Origin of the sequence: Geobacillus sp. CAMR5420, assembly GCF_000691465.1 — a bacterium.
Lineage (GTDB): Bacteria > Bacillota > Bacilli > Bacillales > Anoxybacillaceae > Geobacillus > Geobacillus thermoleovorans.
In genome coordinates this window covers 54103-74623 of sequence record NZ_JHUS01000050.1, presented here as the reverse complement: position 1 = coordinate 74623, position 20521 = coordinate 54103, and the positions used below count along the sequence as shown (strand labels likewise).

Sequence of the window (20521 nt, the reverse complement as noted above, 5' to 3'; positions counted from 1 at the left end):
TTTTTTTGGTCAAAGGCAGTCGGGCGGTATGGTATAATCGTCATGGGACATCATGCGGGTCAGCGAAACGATCGCCGGTTCGGCAGCTGACTGAAAAGGAGAAAAGGAAACATGATGATCAAAATCGGAGATTCGATCCGGCTTGAGCCGTCGGACGGCTCAGCGCGGCAATACCGAAGCAAAGCGCTCGCTGTTGCTGACGGGGCGGTTCATATCAGCTATCCGATCGATGAACAGAGCGGAAAAACCGTTTATTTGTTGAACGGGATGCAGTTTAAAGCGACTTTTGTCGGGCAAGACGGCGGTTTATACATGTTTGATACCGAAGTGAAGGGGAAAATCCGCGATCCGTTGCCGATGGTCGTCTTGGCTTACCCGGGCGAGGAATACGTCGTGCGCATCCAGCGCCGCCGTTATGTACGGGTGAAAGCGAATGTCGATGCGGCCGTCCATCCGTCTGACAGCGAGTTCGCTCCGTTTGTGACGATGACGGTGGATATCAGCGCCGGCGGCGCCGCCCTCCTTGTGCCGCCGGCGCACGCTCCGCTTCTTCGCCCCGGCATGGCGGTCGAGCTTTGGCTCGTGTTGGCGATGCGCTCCGGCGAATACCATTACGTGCAAACGAAGGCGTCGATTGTGCGCATGGCTGATGACGAACGCGGCATGGCGAAAATGTCGGTGGAGTTCACAAACCTCGCCCCCCAAGACCGCGTTCGGCTCATTCGCTACAGCTTTGAACGGCAGCTTGAGGAGAGAAAATGGGAGAACGAACAGAATAAATGAGCTGGGCGCGTGGAATACTGCTAGAAAAAATGGGAAAGCAGGAGGCTTGCGCCATGAAACGGATCGAACAGCTGTTGTGGAAGCTTGTCGTCATCCAGACGATTTGCCTGTTGATCGCCCAATGGCTTGTGTTGTACACGCCAGCGGCGTTGTATATCGGCAAGGTGTATGAATACGAAGGTGTAGCCAAGCCAGAAAAAACGAAAACAGTTGAAACGGCCGTCGACCGTTGACGGCGGATATGGTACAATGAACATGGAGACATGCAGGGTTTTCCTGCATTTTTCTTTGTGCACTCATCAAGCGATTTTCGGTAAAGCTAGGAGGAAATGATGAAACGACGAATCAGCATCGCAATCGACGGACCCGCCGCGGCGGGGAAAAGCACGGTCGCCAAACGGATCGCTGAGCGGCTTTCCTACGTATACATCGATACCGGCGCCATGTATCGCGCGCTGACGTACCGGGCGCTTGCATGCGGCGTCGACATCCATGATGAGCAGGCGCTCCTGTCGCTGCTTCGCGATACATCGATTGAGTTGAAACCGTCGCCGCATGGACAGATCGTCCTAGTCAATGGCGACGATGTGACCGACATCATCCGCGGTGAGGCGGTGACGAATGCGGTGTCGCTTGTTGCGAAGCATCCGCTTGTGCGCGAGGAGATGGTCGCCCGCCAACGCGCCTTGGCGGAAGGGGGCGGCGTCGTCATGGACGGGCGCGATATCGGAACGCATGTGCTGCCAAACGCCGAAGTAAAAATTTTCCTGAAAGCTTCGGTCGAGGAGCGGGCGCGGCGCCGGCATGAGGAAAATCTCGCGCGCGGCTTTCCATCCGATCTTGAAAAGCTGAAAGAAGAGATCGCCCGCCGCGACCGGCTCGATTCGGAACGGGAGACAGCGCCGCTTCGCAAGGCGCCGGATGCGGTGGAAATCGATACGACATCGCTGTCGGTTGAGGAAGTGGTGGAGCGGATTATGGAGATTGTCAACGAAAGGATTGGATGACGGTGGACTTTTATTCATTCGCCAAGGGGATCGTCAAGGGAGTGCTCACCCCTTTTTACCGCATTCAAACGATCGGGATTGAACAATTTCCAAAGGAAGGCGGCGTGCTTCTTTGCGCCAACCATATCAGCAACCTAGATCCGCCGGTCATCGGCATTACGGCGCCGCGGCCGATTCGGTTTATGGCGAAAGAAGAGCTGTTTCGTGCTCCGGTCGTGAAAACGCTCGTCAAAAGCTTGCATGCCTTTCCGGTCAAGCGCGGCATGAACGACCGCCAGGCGCTGCGCACGGGGCTTGAGGTGCTGAAGCAAGGCGAAGTGCTCGGCATTTTTCCGGAAGGGACGCGCAGCAAAGACGGCCGGCTGAAAAAGGCGCTGCCCGGCGTTGGCTTTTTCGCTTTGCGCACCGATGCCGCCGTTGTCCCGTGCGCCATTGTCGGCCCGTACCGTCCGTTTGCGCCGCTTAAGGTTGTGTACGGAGCGCCGGTCGATATGGCGCCGCTGCGCGCGCGGAAAGCGAGCCCAGAAGAAGCGGCCGATTACATTATGGATCATATCCGCCGGCTGCTGGAAGAGCATCAGCGAGCATGAAAGGAACATGCTGTTCGATGCATCCCTTCCGCCGCCTCAATGAGCATTATAGTACATGTTGATTGAGAAAATATGGTATACTAACTAGAAAAGCGTCCTTATTTTGCCGACAGCCGGCCGCGGCCTCGGCGCGAGGCGCGCTTTTGACAGTTGTCAGTCGATGAAGGAGGGTTTTTGCGATGACAGAAGAGATGAATGTGCAAGTCAATGTGTATGAAGTGGGCGATATCGTCCGCGGCAAAGTGGTGAAGCTTGAGGACAAGCAAGTGCTGGTCGAGGTGGAAAACAGCAAGCAAAGCGGCATCATTCCGATCAGCGAGCTGTCGAACTTGCATATTGAAAAACCGAGCGATGCCGTCGCTGTCGGCGATGAAGTGACGGCCAAAGTCAAAAAAGTGGAAGAAGGAAAAGACGGGGAAGAAGGGTTGCTCATTTTATCGAAAAGAGCGGTGGACGCCGAGCGGGCGTGGGAAGATCTTGAGCGCAAATTTGCAAGCGGCGAAACATTTGAAACAGTCATTAAAGACATCGTCAAAGGCGGTCTTGTCGCCGATGTCGGCGTGCGCGGCTTCATCCCGGCGTCGCTTGTCGAGCCGCATTACGTCGAAGATTTTTCCGATTATAAAGGAAAAACGCTCTCCGTGAAAGTCGTCGAGCTTGACCGCGAGAAAAACCGCGTCATTTTGTCGCATCGGGCGGTCGTTGAGGAAGAACAAGCGCGGCAGCAAAAAGAACTGCTCTCCCGCCTTGAGCCGGGGCAAGTGTTGGATGGCGTCGTCCGCCGCATTGCCGATTTCGGCGTCTTTGTCGATGTCGGCGGGTTTGATGGGCTCGTACATATTTCCCAGCTTTCCCATACGCGCGTCGCTCATCCGTCGGAAGTGGTGAAAGAAGGCGATGCGGTGAAAGTGAAAGTGTTGGCCGTCGATCCGGAGAACGGGCGCCTGTCGCTGTCGATCAAAGAAGCGCTGCCGGGCCCATGGGAAGGCCTCAGTGAAAAAGTGAAACCGGGTGATGTCGTCACCGGGACGGTGAAACGGCTCGCTTCGTTCGGCGCGTTTGTGGAAGTCTTCCCAGGCGTCGAAGGATTGGTGCATGTGTCGCAAATCGCCAACCGCCGCATCGGCTCGCCGCATGAAGTGCTGAAAGAAGGCGACGTGGTGAAGGCGAAAGTGCTCGACGTCAACGAAGCGGATCACCGCCTTTCCCTCAGCATCCGCGCGCTGCTTGAGGAAGAGGCGGCCGCGCCGGCCGAGGATTACAGCCAATACACAAGAACGTCGGAAACGCGCGGCTTTCAGCTCGGCGAAGTGATTGGCGAGCAGCTGAAAAAATTAAAGTAATGTAGAGCCACAAGATCAACTAGCTGTCAAAACAAAGCGAAAGCTCCCTTCTGTCCGATGGCTTGAGCCATCTGGACGGAGGGAGCTTTTTTGCTTGATTCATTGCAGTAGGGTGCGGCTGTTGCTCGCATCGGGACAAGAGCGGCCGCAAGGGAAGATAAGGACCGCTTTTTCTTAATGGCGGTTCCGTTCCCGCGCTTCCTCCGGCGTGTCGAGCCGAGCCGCTCCTTTATAGGAGAGGGACTGATCCCGGTCTGACTCGACGCGCCGCGATTGCTTCAGCTTTTTTTCCTGTCGATCTTTTCCCATTTCGCCATGGCTCCTTTCTGCTTCGGTACAGCGATCATTTTTACTATGAACGAATGCTGTTTTTTCTATACAGGAATGAACGTTCATAAAAGATGACATAATGAACATAATAAGGAGTGGAAAAGATGGAAGGAGCTTATTTTTATTTCTTTTTTTGGGCGTTATGGATTGCAGCGACATTTTTGATGAAAAAGACCGTCGAGCAGACGAAGCTGGCTGCATTTTCGCTTTTCATGATCAGTTCGGCCTCGATGACGGTGAAGATCAGTCCCATTCATATGGCGGCGTCCTTTTTTGTGCTTTTTTTCTCCTCTTGTTACGTGGCGGTCACACAGCGGCCATGCGGATGGCTGCGGATGGCGCTGTCAGCGTCCGGCTTGGCGTTTGCCTATGCCGCTTTTCGTCTGCTTGCCTTGTTTGATCCGGTCTGGATTTGGCTTGATGGCCAATGGATGCTTGGCTGGTGGATGGCCTTGATCAGCAGTCTGTTCCACCGCCGCATATCCGCCCGCCTTCTTTGTCTGGCGCTCGGCGGCTGTCAAGGGGAAGTGGTGTACGCCATGTCCATCTTGCGCATGGCGCCGGGTTATGTGCTTGGGTCGTTTTCCTTTTTGGATGCGCTCGCCATTAGCGCATCATCTTTGCTCGTTTGGGAATCGATCCGCTTCTTCTCGCTGCAGCTTGAGGAAAAACGGCCTGTAAGGAGGACGAGGCAGCCGTGAACGAATACACGTTTCCGATTTTATACGGTGTTGCCGCTGGGGTGTTGACGCGGATTTATTTGTTGCGCACCGATTACCGGCAATACCCGACGTATTTGCACGGTCGGACAATCCATATCGCCTTAGGGGCCATTGCCGCCGGCCTGGGAACGGTCGCCGTGCCGGCGATTATGGAAAAAGAGTTCGCAGCGATCACGTTTTTGGCCTTGGCCGCCTCACAATTTCGCGACGTACGCAATATGGAGCGCAATACGTTGAACGAGTTGGATCAGTATGAGCTGGTGCCGAGAGGAAAAACATACATCGAAGGCATCGCGATTGTGTTTGAAGGGCGGAACTATTTAGTCATTTTCGTCTCCTTTTTATCGACGCTCTTTTATTTAGTATGGGACATTTGGGCCGCGCTTGCCGCCAGTATCATCGGCCTTATGACGGCGCGGCGGTTTATGAGCGGAAGCCGGCTGAAAGACATTGCCGAGGTCCAATATGTCAAGCCGCATTTTGAAGGGGCAGGGCTGTATGTTGACAACATCTATATCATGAACATCGGCTTGCCGGCGCGGCGCGAAGAAATTTTGCGCTATGGAATGGGGTTTATTTTAACGCCGAAAAATTTCAACGCCCGCACGACGATCGCCAATCTTGGGCAGCGGCAGGCGATTTTGCATGATGTATCGACCGCCCTCGGCATTTACCGCGACTCGGGAACGCCGGCGCTCGTGCCGCTCGCCAAGCGCGATTTGAATGACGGACGCGTCGGCATTTTTATTTTGCCGCAAGTCGAGGATGTCGAGAAGGCGAAGGCTGTCATCGAAAACGTGCCGGTGCTTGAGAGCGCCATCCGCATGCCGAAGAAACGGCGTTGGAAGCGGAAGGGGTGGAGCGGCGATGATGCATGAAAAAATAATTTTGGCCGTCATTACGATGAACGGCGGGCGCGTCGCCGGCGGTGCGCCGATCTTTATTTGCCAAACTAAAGAGGAAATGGAACAGATCGCCGCGAATTTAGAGGCGATTTTGGATGGCATCGCCCATGAAGTGGGCGAGGGGCTTCTTATTATCGTCAAACATTAGTTGTTGAGCGTTTCGCTTTTTGATAAAATAAAGCAGTTGTAGCCTACCCTGGTTCATCGCTAAAAGATGCACTTGATTGGCAAAAAGTCATTTCCTTCCTAGCCTCGCAGTCAAGTGCCCTTGGCGTTGATGGACCGATGCCCTTCCGAAAAGGGCGTTTTTTTTCAGCGACAAAGGTAAGGAGAAAACGAAGATAAAGGGTGGTAGCATGGCAAATCCAGTCGTGGCCATTGTCGGCCGTCCAAATGTAGGAAAATCGACGATTTTCAACCGTATTGTCGGGGAACGCATTTCCATCGTCGAAGACGTGCCTGGAGTGACGCGCGACCGCATTTACAGCCGAGCCGAATGGCTGAACCATTCGTTTTATTTGATCGATACCGGCGGCATTGACATTGGCGACGAGCCGCTGCTTGTGCAAATTCGCCAGCAGGCGGAAATCGCCATCGATGAGGCGGATGTCATCATCTTTATGACGAACGGCCGGGACGGTGTGACTGCGGCTGATGAAGAGGTGGCCAAGCTGCTCCGCCGGTCGAATAAGCCGGTTGTGCTCGCGGTGAACAAAATCGACAATCCGGAAATGCGTGATTTGATTTACGACTTTTACGCTCTGGGCTTTGGGGAGCCGTATCCGATTTCCGGAGCTCATGGGACAGGGCTTGGCGATTTGCTTGATGCTGTTGTCCGTCATTTTCCAAAGGGCGGTGGACAAGAGTATGAAGAAGACGTCATTAAGTTTTGCCTCATTGGCCGGCCGAATGTCGGCAAATCGTCGCTTGTCAACGCCATTTTAGGTGAGGAGCGGGTCATCGTCAGTGACATCGCCGGTACGACGAGGGACGCCGTCGACACCTCATTTGTGCGCGAAGGGCAGGAATATGTTATCATTGATACGGCAGGGATGCGCAAACGAGGGAAAATTTACGAAAGCACGGAAAAATATAGCGTCTTGCGCGCGTTAAGGGCCATTGAGCGCTCGGACGTCGTGCTTGTTGTGTTAAACGCTGAGGAAGGCATCATCGAGCAGGACAAAAAAATCGCCGGATACGCGCATGAAGCGGGTCGCGGTGTCATTCTTGTCGTCAATAAATGGGATGCGATTGAAAAGGACGACAAAACGATGGTCGAATTTGAGCGGAAGATTCGCGATCATTTTCCGTTTTTGGACTATGCGCCGATTTTGTTCGTATCGGCGAAAACGAAGCAGCGGTTGCATAAGCTCTTGCCGCTCGTCCGGCTTGTGAGCGACAATCATGCGATGCGCGTCCAGACAAATGTGCTCAATGAAGTCATCATGGATGCGGTGGCGATGAATCCGACGCCGACGCATAACGGGCGGCGTCTGAAAGTTTATTACATGACGCAAGTCGCCGTCAAACCGCCGACGTTTGTCGCGTTTGTCAACGACCCGGAACTGATGCATTTTTCATATGAACGGTTTTTGGAAAACCGCATCCGCGATGCATTCGGTTTTGAAGGCACGCCGATTAAAATCATCGCCCGCCCGCGGAAATAAGAAAAGCGGAGGCCGCGCGCCAAGCTCCCGAGGCAAAATGTTCTCCGCGCCGAGAAGTGCTTGCACTTCGAGGGCGGAGGTTATTTTGCGGAAGGGAGCTAGCGGCCGGAGCTAGACAGGAAGAAAAGCGGAGGCGAGCGGTTCGCCGCGACGGGCAAATGTTCTTCGCCTGGAGGGATTTACAATCCCGAAGGCGAAGGTTATTTGACCCCGAGCGGCGGCGAGCCGCAGCTAGACAGAAAGAAAAGCGGAGGCGCCGAGATTAGCTCTCGAAGCCAAATGTTCTTCACCCGCAGGGGGGCCTGCCCCCCGAGGGGGAAGGTTATTTGGCAGAAGAGAGCTAGGCGCCGCAGCTGGACAGAAAGAAAAGCGGAGGCCGCGCGCCCATCGGCGATACGCGTTGCGAGGCCGGCGAAGAGGCTCGAACCAAGGAAAGCTTGGTTCTGTGTGGGTGGTGTCACAGGAGCGTAAGCCATGTGTCGCCGCCGCGAAAGTCGGATGAACAGGAGCGAAGAGGAGGCGCGATTGCTATTTTTCAAGGTTGCGACAATCGGATAAAGGAAGTGGAAAACGATGGAGAACATCGCTGTATTGGGGGCTGGAAGCTGGGGAACGGCGTTGGCGCTCGTGCTGGCTGACAATGGACACCACGTCCGGCTCTGGGGTCATCGGACCGAGCAGATCAGCGAAATCAACGAAAAGCGGACAAATGAAAAATATTTGCCAGGCGTTCGCCTGCCGGACGCCATTATCGGCTATGACGACCTTTGCGCTGCGCTTGACGGCGTTGCGATCGTTGTGCTCGCCGTGCCGACTAAAGCGATCCGCTCGGTGCTTGCGGACGTGCGCGCCTGCTTGGCCAAGCCGATCACCATTGTTGCCGTCAGCAAAGGAATCGAACCAGGGACGCATAAGCGGGTGTCGGAAATGGTCGCCGAGGAAATGGGGGAATGGCTTGCAGATGTTGTCGTTCTCTCCGGGCCGAGCCATGCCGAGGAAGTCGTGCTCCGCCACCCGACGACCGTGGCGGTATCGTCGCCAAATATGGAAGCGGCGCGCCGCATTCAAGACATCTTTATGAACCATCACTATTTTCGCGTGTATACGAACCCGGATTTAATCGGCGTCGAAGTCGGCGGGGCGCTGAAAAATATCATCGCCTTGGCCGCCGGAATCAGCGACGGGCTTGGCTATGGGGATAACGCCAAAGCGGCCCTCATCACGCGCGGGCTCGCCGAGATTGCCCGCCTCGGCTGCGCCCTCGGCGCTAATCCGTTGACATTCGCTGGTTTGACGGGAGTCGGCGATTTGATTGTCACGTGCACGAGCGTCCATTCCCGCAACTGGAGGGCCGGCTACATGCTCGGCCAGGGAAAAAAGCTGGACGAGGTGCTTGAGAGCATGGGGATGGTCGTCGAAGGGGTGCGAACGACAAAAGCCGCCTATGAGCTGGCGAAAGAGCTTGGTGTGAAGATGCCGATCACCGAAGCTCTCTATGACGTATTGTTTGCGGGAAAAGACCCGAAAGAGGCGGTCGATTCGCTCATGGCGCGCGGAAAAAAAGAGGAAATGGATGACTTAAACAACATTTTTGCCGAACAAGAATGATGAAAATAGGCCAATGGCGGTACAAGTCGTCTTCGTTCTGCATACAATATGGCGAACCATCATCGGCTTGAGCTTCCGGAAGGGTATGAGGGGATGCTGAAGTAAAGAAAGCCCCGCTTTACTTCAGCTTTTTTTTTGCCAATGCTATAATTATAGTTGTCGAAAAAAAGGAGGAGCGTCCATGTCACCGGCGTTAGCGAAAATGTGGATCGCCATCGCCTCGATGGTGTTTATGTTTATTTCCGTCGGCTTCATTTACTTAAGCCGCTACAAAGTCAAGATGAAATGGCTTCGCTTTCTGTTGGCGCTCGTCGCCTACATTCTTTTGATTTTCGCCGGCATCATCATCATTTTCGTCGTATTCAGCGGACCGACACCGCAATAGGCAAAAAGGTGGGAAAGATGAAACGAATCGCTCGCTTGTTGTTGTCATGTATATGTTTGGCGCTGCTTTCCGGCTGCTTGTATCCACAAGAGCGGCTGAAACAAAACCAAATTCCTTACAAAGACCAAGTGGCGGCCGTCCAATCGGCGGTGGATGAGTACCGGAAGGCGACCGGCGGGCTTCTGCCGATTAAAACACGCGACATGAACACGCCGATGTATTTGAAGTATCCAGTCGATTTTCAAAAGCTCGTTCCCCGCTATATGCAGGAGCCGCCGGGAAACGCCTATGAAAGCGGGGGCGTCTTCCAGTATATGATCATCGATGCGGAAACGAACCCGACGGTCAAGCTGCTTGATCTGCGCTTAGCCGAACGCATCCGTGATCTGAAGCTGCGGCTTAGCATGTACACGGACAAGCATAAATATCCGCCGTTTCAAGACGTCGTTGCGCCGGGCGTATTTACGCTCGATTACAAAAAGCTCGGCTATAAAGAGCCGCCTTATGTCGTCAGCCCGTTTTCCGGCAACAACTTGCCGTTTGTCATCGACGGGAATGGAGAAATTTACATTGACTACCGTTCTGATTTGTATGCGGCGTTGAAAAAATATCCGCACCACTACAAGCCGGGTGACGATATTCGCTCGATTTTGACCGACCATTCGCTGTTTGTGCCGGCGTATTCGTTGCCCTATACGATCGACGCCAAGACGAATGAACCGATTTTTTTTACAAAATGAGTCATCTTCCCTTCTCTAGGAAAATACATTCTAGAGAAGGGATTTTTTCTATTTTAGTCATAACCGAATCGGACAACATCATATGCATATAGTGTCCGACTATGCTAGCTCATTCCACTGTTTCTTATAACGACCGAAGGACTGGAGGGGAGTTATTTGGAAAAGGTCGATATTTTTAAAGATATCGCCGAGCGGACCGGCGGCGACATTTATTTAGGGGTCGTCGGCGCCGTCCGCACCGGAAAATCGACGTTTATTAAACGGTTTATGGAGTTGGTCGTGATTCCGAACATTAAAAACGAAGCCGATAAAGCGCGCGCCCAAGATGAACTGCCGCAAAGCGCCGCCGGCAAGACGATCATGACGACAGAACCGAAGTTCGTGCCAAACCAGGCGGTGACGGTGAAAGTGGATGAGGGTCTTGAAGTCAACATCCGTCTTGTCGACTGCGTCGGCTACGCCGTGCCCGGCGCAAAAGGGTATGAAGACGAAAACGGGCCGCGGATGATCCACACGCCTTGGTATGAAGAGCCGATCCCGTTCCAAGAGGCGGCGGAAATCGGGACAAGAAAAGTCATCCAAGAACATTCGACGATTGGAGTCGTCATTACGACGGACGGCACGATCGGGGAAATTCCGCGCCAAGACTATGTCGAAGCGGAAGAACGGGTCATTAGCGAGCTCAAAGAAGTCGGCAAGCCGTTCATTATGATCGTCAACACCGTTCGGCCGCACCATCCGGAAACCGAGGCGCTTCGCCGCGAGCTCGCCGAAAAGTACGACATTCCGGTGCTCGCCATGAGCGTGGAAAGCATGCGCGAAGCCGACGTGTATAACGTGCTTCGTGAAGCATTATATGAATTCCCGGTGCTTGAAGTGAACGTCAACTTGCCGAGCTGGGTGATGGTGCTGCGCGAAGATCATTGGCTGCGCGAAAGCTATCAAGAAGCGGTGCGCGACACCGTCAAAGACATCAAACGGCTGCGCGACGTCGACCGGGTTGTGCAGCAGTTTGCCGAGTACGATTTCATCGAAAAAGCGGCGCTTGCCGGCATCGAAATGGGGCAAGGGATCGCCGAAATTGACTTGTATGCACCGGATGAGCTGTACGATCAAATTTTAAAAGAAATCGTCGGCGTCGAGATTCGCGGCAAAGACCATCTGCTTCAGCTCATGCAAGACTTCGCCCATGCGAAAGCGGAATATGACCAAATCGCCGACGCGCTGAAAATGGTCAAACAAACCGGCTACGGCATCGCTGCGCCCGCTTTGTCTGACATGAGTCTTGACGAACCGGAAATCATCCGCCAAGGGTCGCGCTTTGGCGTCCGTTTGAAAGCTGTGGCGCCGTCGATTCATATGATCAAAGTTGACGTCGAATCGGAGTTTGCACCGATCATTGGCACGGAAAAGCAAAGCGAAGAGCTCGTCCGCTATTTAATGCAAGACTTCGAAGACGATCCGCTGTCGATTTGGAACTCTGACATTTTCGGCCGCTCGCTCAGCTCCATCGTCCGTGAAGGCATCCAAGCGAAACTTGCGCTCATGCCGGAAAACGCCCGCTACAAGCTGAAAGAAACGCTTGAGCGCATCATCAACGAAGGCTCCGGCGGCCTCATCGCGATTATTTTATAGAAAAGCGGAGGCCGCGCGCAAGCTCCCGAGGCAAAATGTTCTCCGCCCGCAGAAGTGCTTGCACTTCGAGGGCGGAGGTTATTTTGCGGAAGGGAGCTAGCGGCCGCAGCTAGACAGAAAGAAAAGCGGAGGCCGCGCGCCAAGCTCCCGACAAGGGAGCTTTTTTTGATGCCATTTTTTCAGTTGCTAAGCGGCAAAGGGAAAAAATCGCCAAAACCCTTGAGAAATCAGGATTGGCACTTGATTATAGGCATGGCGTTATGGTAATCTTTTATCTGAAATCGTTGTTTTGGTGAAATATGCCTAAAATTGGCCGTTTTTGCGAAAAAAGATGTTGAATTTCCGCGGTCAATTGGTTAAGATTAGGCATGTCACCGCCTGTTGGCGGGAAGAAGGCGGCTTTCCTCGCCCTTGGCTTCGTTTGCGCCCGGCGAAAACAGGAGGAGCCCAAACTGTTGGGAAGGGGCTTCAGCCGGCGGCATAGGCGCATCTCCTGCGGACTGTCGCGAGGCAAACATAGAATGATTGGCTGCGCCGGCGCGGCGCGCGGGCCTTCTTGCCGCTGGAATTGGATGTCTATGTATAGAAAAGCAGAAAAGTGTGCACAAATGGTAGTAAACAAGACCAGCCCCTTGGGAGGAGGTGAATGGCATGAACAAAACGGAATTGATCAACGCGGTCGCTGAAACAAGCGGTCTTTCCAAAAAAGATGCGACAAAAGCCGTTGATGCGGTGTTTGATTCGATTACAGAAGCGCTGCGAAAAGGCGATAAAGTGCAATTAATCGGTTTTGGAAACTTTGAAGTGCGCGAGCGCGCCGCCCGGAAAGGACGCAACCCGCAAACGGGCGAAGAAATGGAAATTCCGGCAAGCAAAGTTCCTGCATTCAAACCGGGCAAAGCATTGAAAGATGCCGTCAAGTAAGCCTACATAGCAGGAGCGCAGGAGGGAAGGGCAGGTGATCCACCGGCCCTTCTTTTTTGTTTTTTTTGGCTCCCTATGCTAGAATCGGATTACATGCAGCTTTTATGATGCAGGAGGATGTTGTTTGTATGCCAGAGATCAATTTTGCGCAAATTGAATATGCGGTCCGCCTCATTCTTGAGGCGATCGGGGAAGATCCAAACCGCGAAGGGCTCGTCGATACGCCGAAGAGGGTGGCGAAAATGTACGCCGAGGTGTTCGCTGGGCTGCAGGAAGACCCAAAGCAGCACTTTCAAACCGTATTCAGCGAGGAACATGAGGAGCTTGTGCTCGTCAAAGATATTCCGTTTTATTCGATGTGCGAACACCACTTAGTGCCGTTTTTTGGCGCTGCCCACGTCGCCTATATTCCGCGGGAAGGGAAAGTGACCGGGCTGAGCAAGCTCGCTCGAGCCGTTGAGGCGGTGGCGCGCCGCCCGCAGCTGCAAGAGCGCATCACGGCAACGATCGCTGATTCGATCGTCGAGGCGCTTGAGCCGCATGGGGTGATGGTCGTCGTTGAGGCGGAGCATATGTGCATGACGATGCGCGGGGTGAAAAAACCGGGGTCCAAAACAGTGACGACAGCGGTGCGCGGCGTGTTTGAAACAGATGCCAACGCCCGCGCTGAAGTGCTTTCGTTAATCAAAGCGTAAGGAGGGAAGAGGATGTACACAAACAGCGATTTTGTCGTCATTAAAGCGCTCGAAGACGGGGTGAACGTCATCGGGCTGACGCGCGGCGCGGACACAAGATTTCACCATTCGGAAAAGCTTGACAAAGGCGAAGTGTTGATTGCTCAGTTCACGGAACATACGTCGGCGATCAAAGTGAGAGGAAAAGCGTATATTCAAACGCGCCACGGTGTGGTTGAATCGGAAGGGAAAAAGTAAACCAGCAAATTTCTAGCAAACTAGAGCGTTTTCGACAAAATTATGTTATAATGGAGTCCGTCATGGCGGTGCGGATATTTTTTGGGGGACAAGGGTGAGAAGAGTGAATGACATCATGGTGAAATTGTCGTCATTGAAGGAACAAATCGAACGGCTGCTTGACCATCCGTATTTGCGCGCGCATGTGCCGGCGCCGGCTGTTGATGAAGACCGGCTGCTGCTTTCGCTGTCGATGATGACTGATGCTCCGGCGGCGCCAAATGAGCCGGACCGGTGCATCATCGCCATGATGCTCATGCAAATCGCCCTTGACACCCATGATCAGGTGACAGACCGCGGCGGCGATTTGCGGACGCGGCAGCTTGTCGTTTTGGCCGGCGACTTGTACAGCGGGCTTTATTACGACTTGCTGGCGCGCTCGGGCGATGTTGCGCTCATCCGTTTGTTCGCCGAAGCGGTCCGCGAGATGAATGAGCAAAAAGTGCGGCTGTATGAAAAAAAGGTGGAGCGGATCGAGACGCTGTTCGCCGCGGTCGGCACGATCGAGTCGGCGTTGCTTGCGAAGCTTGCCGAGCGCATCGGGGCGCCGCAATGGGGGCGATTTTCCGGCCATTACTTGCTGTTGCGGCGCTTGCTGCTCGAGCAGGAAGCGTTCGTCCGCACGGGGTCATCCATGCTGTTTGAGCAAATGGCGCATATCGCCTTTCCATGGGCCAAAGGGCTGACGAAAGAACAAAGGCGGCATTTGCTTCGCCTTTGCGAGCGTTATATTGACCATTGCAAGGAAGCGCTGCTGGCGGCGAATTTGCCGATGAACGACCTGCTGCGGTTTCGCATGGCGGAACTTGCCGGCGGATTTCAAGCCATCGTCAAAAAGTCGGTGGAAGAAGGGTAGAACGATGCATCAATCGAAAGAAGAGCGAGTCCATCGCGTATTTGAAAAAATTTCTGCACATTATGACCGGATGAATTCTGTCATCAGCTTCCGCCGCCATTTGAAATGGCGCGAAGACGTCATGCGGAGGATGAATGTGCAAAAAGGGAAAAGGGCGCTCGACGTTTGCTGCGGAACGGCCGACTGGGCGATCGCGCTGGCTGAGGCGGTCGGGCCGGAGGGGGAAGTGTACGGCCTTGACTTCAGCGAAAACATGCTGAAAGTCGGCGAACAAAAGGTGAAGGCGCGCGGCCTCGGCAATGTCAAGCTCATTCACGGCAACGCCATGCAGCTGCCGTTTCCCGACAATTCGTTCGATTATGTGACGATAGGCTTTGGCTTGCGCAACGTTCCTGATTATATGACGGTGCTGAAGGAAATGCACCGCGTCACCAAGCCGGGCGGCATGACCGTCTGTCTGGAAACGTCGCAGCCGACGCTGTTTGGCTTCCGCCAGCTTTACTATTTTTATTTTCGGTTTATTATGCCGCTGTTTGGCAAGCTGTTGGCGAAAAGCTATGAGGAATACTCGTGGCTGCAGGAATCGGCGCGCGAATTTCCAGGGCGGGACGAGCTGGCCGAGATGTTCCGCGAAGCCGGTTTCGTCGATGTCGAGGTCAAACCGTACACGTTCGGCGTAGCGGCCATGCATTTAGGCTATAAACGATGAGTCAAGGTGAACACCATGAAGTTAAAGGCGATGTATTCGTTTTTAAGCGATGATTTGGCGGCGGTCGAAGAGGAGCTGGAGCGGACGGTCCGATCCGAATACGGGCCGCTCGGGGAAGCGGCGCTCCATTTATTGCAAGCGGGCGGAAAGCGGATCCGTCCCGTTTTTGTCTTGCTGGCTGCCCGATTTGGCCGGTATGATTTCGAGCGGGTGAAACATGTCGCTGTCGCGCTTGAGTTGATTCATATGGCATCGCTCGTTCACGACGATGTCATCGATGACGCCGACGTGCGCCGCGGCCGGCCGACGATCAAAGCGAAGTGGAGCAACCGCTTTGCCATGTATACAGGCGATTACCTCTTCGCCCGTTCGCTTGAGCGGATGGCGGAGCTTGACAGCCCCCGCGCTCATCAAGTGCTGGCGAAAACGATCGTTGAAGTGTGCCACGGGGAAATCGAGCAAATTAAAGACAAATACCGGTTTGACCAGCCGCTTCGCACGTACTTGCGGCGCATCCGCCGCAAAACGGCGCTATTGGTCGCCGCGAGCTGCCAGCTCGGCGCCCTGGCCGCCGGCGCGCCCGAGACGGTGGCCAATCGGCTGTATTGGTTCGGCCATTACGTCGGCATGTCGTTTCAAATTACCGATGATATTCTCGACTTCACCGGCACGGAAGAGCAGCTCGGCAAGCCGGCTGGAAGCGACTTGCAGCAAGGAAACGTCACCCTCCCCGTGCTGTATGCCCTTTGTGATGAACAGGTGCGGGCAAAAATTACGGCCGTCAACGCGGACACGGATGCCGAGGAGATGGCGGCGGTGCTAGCGGCCATTAAACAGACGGACGCCATCGAACGATCGTATGCGCTAAGCGATCGCTATTTGGAAAAGGCGCTCCGCCTGCTTGGCGAGCTGCCGGCCAACGAAGCGCGCACGCTGCTTCATGATCTCGCCCTCTATATTGGGAAAAGGGATTATTAGCGCTTTCAAGGACGCTGTTGCCAACGGCGGAAAACAATGATACTATGATGGGTGGGAATCCGTTTCCCAGTACATACGACAGTAGAGGTGGAGAGCGAATGGCAGAACGGACATTCATCATGGTGAAACCGGACGGGGTTCAGCGCAATTTGATCGGCGAGATTGTCGCCCGTTTTGAAAAAAAAGGCTTCCAGCTTGTCGGCGCGAAGCTGATGCAAGTGTCGCGCGAACTCGCTGAGCAACATTACGCTGAACATAAGGAGCGCCCGTTTTTCGGCGAGCTTGTCGACTTTATCACCTCGGGGCCAGTGTTTGCAATGGTGTGGGAGGGCGAGAACGTGATCGCGGCCGCCCGGCAAATGATGGGGAAAACGAATCCGCAGGAGGCTGCCCCTGGCACGATCCGCGGCGATTTCGGCTTGACGGTCGGCAAAAACGTTATCCACGGCTCCGACTCGCCGCAAAGCGCCAAACGCGAAATCAGCTTGTTCTTTAAAGAAGAAGAGCTCGTCAGCTATTCCAAACAGATCAATGCATGGCTGTACTGATGCGAAGACCGGCCGCCATTCGGCCGGTTTTTGCCGTTTTTGTACATTGACAGGGGAGAGGAACAGGCGACGATGGACGATTATGCGCAGTTCATTGCCAAAGTGAAGCGAAAAACAGGCATTGACTTATCGCTATATAAGGAAGCCCAGATGAGGCGGCGTTTGGCGTCGTTGTACATGAAAAAAGGGCTAAAGAGCTTTGCCGAGCTGTTTGCAGCGATGGAAAAAGAGCCGGCGCTATGGCATGAATGCTTGGATCGGATGACGATCAACGTCTCGGAGTTTTACCGGAACGCCAAGCGTTGGGAGGTGCTTGAGCACACCATTTTGCCGCGGCTATTGGCGGAAAACCCGCGCCCGAACGTGTGGAGCGCTGCCTGCTCAACCGGCGAGGAGCCGTATACGCTCGCGATGGTGCTCGCAAAACGATTGCCGCTTCACCGCGTGTCGGTGTTGGCGACCGACATTGACGACAATGCGCTCGCCCGCGCGCGCCTCGGTTTGTACAGCGAACGGTCGCTTGTAGAGCTGCCCGAGGAAATGAGAAAAAAGTTTTTTACGAAAGAAGGCGAGTATTATAAAATAGACGAAAAGATTAAACAAACGGTCAAGTTTCAAAAGCACAACTTGCTCGCGGATCCGTTTCCGCGCAACATGGATTTGATCGTCTGCCGCAACGTGCTCATTTATTTTACGGAAGAGGCGAAGCGGATGCTGTATCGCAAATTTCACGACGCGCTCCGGACGGGAGGCGTGCTGTTTGTCGGCAGCACCGAGCAGATTTTCAATCCCGGCCTGTACGGTTTTGAAGTTGAAGAGACGTTTTTTTACCGAAAAAAATAGCTCGCGCCGGCTTCTTTTTTTCCTGAAACTATATAAGTTGCAATAAAGATTTTCCGATTGTTCGATTCTGTTTTCCTTCATAACAAGTCATTTTGATAGAATGCAGCGGGCGCTCTACTGGATGTAAAACAAAGTTTCAACTTATATATTTTCATTTTTCGAATTTATGATATATTTTTACTTAAACGCGTTAAAGACCTGAAGGGAGAGACAAACATGCGGTATTTGACGGCAGGGGAATCGCATGGGCCGCAATTGACGGCCATTTTGGAAGGAGTGCCGGCCGGGCTTGAGCTGCGCGCCGAGCACATCAATAAAGAGCTGGCGCGCCGGCAAAAAGGATACGGACGCGGCCGCCGCATGCAGATTGAAAAAGATGAAGTGAAAATCACAGGCGGCGTTCGGCACGGGAAAACGCTCGGCTCGCCGATTGCGCTCGTTGTCGAGAATCGCGATTTTAAACATTGGCAAACGATTATGGCGGTTGAGCCGATTGATGACGAAGCGGAAGTGAAGCGGAAAGTGACGCGTCCGCGCCCAGGGCATGCCGATTTAAACGGCGCCCTGAAATACGGACATCGCGATATGCGCAACGTGCTGGAGCGCTCGTCGGCGCGTGAAACGACGGTGCGCGTGGCGGCTGGAGCGGTGGCGAAACGCATTTTGGAGGAGGTCGGCATCCGCGTCGCCGGGCATGTCATCGAAATCGGCGGCGTGCGCGCAAAGAAGCTCGATTATCGTTCGCTTGAAGAATTGCAGGCAGTGACGGAAGAATCACCGGTGCGCTGCTTTGACCCGGAGGCGGGGCAAAAAATGATGGAAGCGATCGATTGGGCGAAGAAAAACGGTGATTCGATCGGCGGCATCGTTGAGGTGATCGTTGAAGGCGTTCCGGCCGGAGTCGGCAGCTACGTCCATTACGACCGAAAGCTTGATGCGAAAATCGCGGCCGCGATCGTCAGCATCAACGCGTTTAAAGGCGTTGAATTCGGGATCGGCTTTGAGGCGGCGCGCCGCCCGGGAAGCGAAGTGCACGATGAAATCATTTGGAGCCCAGAACAAGGCTTTTCGCGCCGGACGAACCGGGCGGGCGGCTTTGAAGGCGGGGTGACGACCGGGATGCCGATCGTCGTGCGCGGAGTGATGAAGCCGATCCCGACGCTGTACAAGCCGCTTCAAAGCGTGGATATCGAGACGAAAGAGCCGTTTGCGGCAAGCATTGAGCGATCGGACAGCTGCGCCGTGCCGGCGGCGAGCGTCGTCGCTGAGGCCGTTGTCGCCTGGGAAGTGGCGGCGGCGATCGTTGAGCAGTTTGGGCAGGATCGGATGGACTTGATTAAGGAAAATGTGGAACGCGCCCGCCGCTATGCAAAGGAGTTTTGACGATGATCGAACGGACGATTGAAACGGCGACGAAGCGCTATCCGCTTCTTCTGGGCGATGGGGCGGCCCGCGTGCTGCCAAGCTTGCTTCGGTCGCTCTCCTGTCCGCCAGGGACAAAACTTTTCATCGTTACCGACGATACTGTGGCGCCTCTTTATTTGGATGAGGTGCGGGCGTTGCTCGCCGCCGCTGAGTATGACGTGTACGCCTACGTCATTCCAAGCGGGGAGGCGGCCAAGTCATTTGATCATTATTACGCTTGCCAGACAGCGGCATTGCAGTGCGGCCTCGACCGCCGCTCGGTCATCATTGCGCTTGGCGGCGGCGTTGTCGGCGATTTGGCTGGGTTTGTCGCCGCCACCTATATGCGCGGCATCCGTTACATTCAAATGCCGACGACACTCTTGGCCCATGACAGCGCCGTCGGCGGCAAAGTCGCCATCAACCATCCGCTCGGCAAAAATATGATCGGCGCCTTCCACCAGCCGGAAGCAGTTGTGTATGACACCTCCTTTTTGCGCACGCTGCCCGAACGCGAGCTTCGGTCCGGGTTTGCCGAGGTGATCAAACATGCGCTGATCCGCGATCGCTGCTTTTACGACTGGCTGCGCGCGGAAATCAAGACGCTCGCCGACTTGCGCGGCGAGAAACTCGCCTATTGCATTGAAAAGGGCATTGACATTAAGGCGTCCGTCGTGCGTGAGGATGAAAAAGAAACCGGGGTGCGCGCCCATTTGAATTTCGGCCATACGCTCGGCCATGCGCTGGAAAGCGAGTTAGGCTACGGCGCGCTCACTCACGGGGAGGCGGTTGCGGTTGGCATGCTGTTTGCCGTCTTTGTCAGCGAACGGTTTTACGGCCGGTCGTTCGCTGAGCATCGATTGGCCGACTGGTTCGCCGGATACGGCTTCCCGGTGTCGCTGCCGACAACGGTTCAGACGCCCCGCCTGCTTGAGAAGATGAAAGGCGACAAAAAAGCGTACGCCGGAACAGTGCGGATGGTGCTTCTCTGTGAGATCGGCGACGTGGAAGTGGTGGAACTCGAAGACGACAACCTGCTCACGTGGCTGGACGAGTTTGCCAGACAGGGGGGAAAAGAATGATTCGCGGCATTCGCGGAGCGATTACAGTGGATCGAAATGACGCCGAGGAAATCGTGGCGGCAACGGAAACGTTGCTTCGTGAAATGATCCGCGCAAACGATGTCGCCGCTTCTGATGTGTCGTTTGTGCTCATTTCCGTCACCGACGACATCACCGCCGCGTTTCCGGCGCAGGCGCTGCGCCGTTTGGACGGCTGGACATATGTGCCGGTCATGTGCACGAGGGAAATTCCGGTGCCCGGTTCATTGCCGCGCTGCATTCGCGTCATGATGACGGTGGCGACTGAGAAACAGCAAGAAGAGATCTGCCACGTGTATTTAAAAGGGGCGGTCGTGCTGCGCCCGGATTTGTCGTTGACAAAAAAAACAGAAATGTAATATAGTTAAAATAACCTCTTTGCCCCCTGAGACATCGGGGGCGTTAGAAGTGGAGCGAGAGCAGAGAGCGAGCGTAGGGTAGATGAGAATGAGCGAGTTTAGCTGAGGTGAGCG

Annotated in this window: 25 protein-coding genes; 24 read left to right on the top strand and 1 reads right to left on the bottom strand. The window is 54.5% G+C overall.

Features of this window, described 5'->3' with window-relative positions:
• The first annotated feature begins 114 nt into the window (after window positions 1-114).
• The 5 genes from DI44_RS05840 (at window position 115) to rpsA (ending at window position 3723) form a co-directional block, all read left to right on the top strand.
• Window positions 115-783: a flagellar brake domain-containing protein gene (locus tag DI44_RS05840; RefSeq protein ID WP_014196211.1), complete on the top strand. Its 669-nt coding sequence runs from the start codon at window positions 115-117 to the stop codon at window positions 781-783.
• Between the two features lie 53 nt (window positions 784-836).
• Window positions 837-1016, top strand: coding sequence for a YpfB family protein (locus tag DI44_RS05845; protein ID WP_011231712.1), 180 nt, complete (start codon window positions 837-839; stop codon window positions 1014-1016).
• 99 nt (window positions 1017-1115) lie between these two features.
• The gene (gene cmk, locus DI44_RS05850) at window positions 1116-1790 is read left to right on the top strand and encodes a (d)CMP kinase (protein ID WP_011231711.1); all 675 of its coding nucleotides are present in this window, start codon (window positions 1116-1118) and stop codon (window positions 1788-1790) included.
• Window positions 1787-2380 carry a lysophospholipid acyltransferase family protein gene (locus tag DI44_RS05855; protein WP_014196210.1) on the top strand — a complete coding sequence of 198 codons (594 nt, stop codon included), beginning with the start codon at window positions 1787-1789 and terminating at the stop codon, window positions 2378-2380. The genes cmk and DI44_RS05855 overlap by 4 nt, the downstream gene beginning before the upstream one ends.
• 179 nt (window positions 2381-2559) lie before the next feature.
• A complete protein-coding gene (gene rpsA, locus DI44_RS05860; protein ID WP_014196209.1) occupies window positions 2560-3723 on the top strand; it encodes a 30S ribosomal protein S1 in 1164 nt (387 codons plus the stop codon).
• A gap of 174 nt (window positions 3724-3897) precedes the next feature.
• Here the strand turns inward: rpsA and DI44_RS18165 are convergent, their stop codons facing one another.
• A complete protein-coding gene (locus DI44_RS18165) occupies window positions 3898-4032 on the bottom strand; it encodes a YpzI family protein (RefSeq protein ID WP_013144883.1) in 135 nt (44 codons plus the stop codon).
• Between the two features lie 125 nt (window positions 4033-4157).
• Here DI44_RS18165 and DI44_RS05865 point away from each other — a divergent pair, with 125 nt between their 5' ends.
• The 19 genes from DI44_RS05865 to aroH all read left to right on the top strand — a co-directional run bounded on the left by DI44_RS05865 (window position 4158) and on the right by aroH (window position 20407).
• Window positions 4158-4754: a hypothetical protein gene (locus DI44_RS05865; RefSeq protein WP_014196208.1), complete on the top strand. Its 597-nt coding sequence runs from the start codon at window positions 4158-4160 to the stop codon at window positions 4752-4754.
• Window positions 4751-5653: a YIEGIA family protein gene (locus DI44_RS05870; RefSeq protein WP_011231707.1), complete on the top strand. Its 903-nt coding sequence runs from the start codon at window positions 4751-4753 to the stop codon at window positions 5651-5653. Before DI44_RS05865 ends, DI44_RS05870 begins: the two co-directional genes overlap by 4 nt.
• On the top strand, window positions 5646-5828 hold the full coding sequence (locus DI44_RS05875) for a hypothetical protein (protein ID WP_025039225.1): 183 nt from the start codon (window positions 5646-5648) through the stop codon (window positions 5826-5828). Before DI44_RS05870 ends, DI44_RS05875 begins: the two co-directional genes overlap by 8 nt.
• 208 nt (window positions 5829-6036) lie before the next feature.
• Window positions 6037-7347 (top strand): ribosome biogenesis GTPase Der, encoded by a 1311-nt coding sequence (gene der, locus DI44_RS05880; RefSeq protein ID WP_013144887.1) that lies wholly within the window; start codon window positions 6037-6039, stop codon window positions 7345-7347.
• Window positions 7348-7920: 573 nt separating this feature from the next.
• Entirely contained in the window at window positions 7921-8955 is a 1035-nt protein-coding gene (locus DI44_RS05890) for an NAD(P)H-dependent glycerol-3-phosphate dehydrogenase (RefSeq protein ID WP_011231704.1), read from the top strand.
• Window positions 8956-9136: 181 nt separating this feature from the next.
• Window positions 9137-9340, top strand: coding sequence for a DUF2768 domain-containing protein (locus DI44_RS05895; protein ID WP_011231703.1), 204 nt, complete (start codon window positions 9137-9139; stop codon window positions 9338-9340).
• A 17-nt stretch (window positions 9341-9357) separates the two neighbouring features.
• Window positions 9358-10080, top strand: coding sequence for a hypothetical protein (locus DI44_RS05900; RefSeq protein WP_021321982.1), 723 nt, complete (start codon window positions 9358-9360; stop codon window positions 10078-10080).
• A 156-nt stretch (window positions 10081-10236) separates the two neighbouring features.
• Window positions 10237-11715: a stage IV sporulation protein A gene (gene spoIVA / locus DI44_RS05905; RefSeq protein ID WP_011231701.1), complete on the top strand. Its 1479-nt coding sequence runs from the start codon at window positions 10237-10239 to the stop codon at window positions 11713-11715.
• Between the two features lie 651 nt (window positions 11716-12366).
• Complete coding sequence (locus DI44_RS05915; protein ID WP_008879623.1) at window positions 12367-12639, top strand: HU family DNA-binding protein; 273 nt, start codon at window positions 12367-12369, stop codon at window positions 12637-12639.
• A gap of 128 nt (window positions 12640-12767) precedes the next feature.
• On the top strand, window positions 12768-13334 hold the full coding sequence (folE, locus tag DI44_RS05920; RefSeq protein WP_011231699.1) for a GTP cyclohydrolase I FolE: 567 nt from the start codon (window positions 12768-12770) through the stop codon (window positions 13332-13334).
• 12 nt (window positions 13335-13346) lie between these two features.
• On the top strand, window positions 13347-13571 hold the full coding sequence (mtrB, locus tag DI44_RS05925; protein WP_011231698.1) for a trp RNA-binding attenuation protein MtrB: 225 nt from the start codon (window positions 13347-13349) through the stop codon (window positions 13569-13571).
• Window positions 13572-13686: 115 nt separating this feature from the next.
• Window positions 13687-14466, top strand: coding sequence for a heptaprenyl diphosphate synthase component 1 (locus DI44_RS05930; protein ID WP_033025776.1), 780 nt, complete (start codon window positions 13687-13689; stop codon window positions 14464-14466).
• A gap of 4 nt (window positions 14467-14470) precedes the next feature.
• Window positions 14471-15175 (top strand): demethylmenaquinone methyltransferase, encoded by a 705-nt coding sequence (menG, locus tag DI44_RS05935; RefSeq protein ID WP_011231696.1) that lies wholly within the window; start codon window positions 14471-14473, stop codon window positions 15173-15175.
• Between the two features lie 15 nt (window positions 15176-15190).
• A complete protein-coding gene (gene hepT, locus DI44_RS05940) occupies window positions 15191-16153 on the top strand; it encodes a heptaprenyl diphosphate synthase component II (protein WP_033025747.1) in 963 nt (320 codons plus the stop codon).
• A 98-nt stretch (window positions 16154-16251) separates the two neighbouring features.
• On the top strand, window positions 16252-16701 hold the full coding sequence (gene ndk, locus DI44_RS05945) for a nucleoside-diphosphate kinase (protein WP_011231694.1): 450 nt from the start codon (window positions 16252-16254) through the stop codon (window positions 16699-16701).
• Window positions 16702-16773: 72 nt separating this feature from the next.
• Window positions 16774-17544, top strand: coding sequence for a protein-glutamate O-methyltransferase CheR (locus DI44_RS05950; RefSeq protein ID WP_011231693.1), 771 nt, complete (start codon window positions 16774-16776; stop codon window positions 17542-17544).
• 216 nt (window positions 17545-17760) lie between these two features.
• Complete coding sequence (gene aroC / locus DI44_RS05955) at window positions 17761-18927, top strand: chorismate synthase (protein ID WP_011231692.1); 1167 nt, start codon at window positions 17761-17763, stop codon at window positions 18925-18927.
• Window positions 18928-18929: 2 nt separating this feature from the next.
• A complete protein-coding gene (gene aroB / locus DI44_RS05960; RefSeq protein ID WP_033025742.1) occupies window positions 18930-20030 on the top strand; it encodes a 3-dehydroquinate synthase in 1101 nt (366 codons plus the stop codon).
• A complete protein-coding gene (gene aroH, locus DI44_RS05965) occupies window positions 20027-20407 on the top strand; it encodes a chorismate mutase (RefSeq protein WP_013144896.1) in 381 nt (126 codons plus the stop codon). Before aroB ends, aroH begins: the two co-directional genes overlap by 4 nt.
• The last annotated feature ends 114 nt before the right edge of the window (window positions 20408-20521 follow it).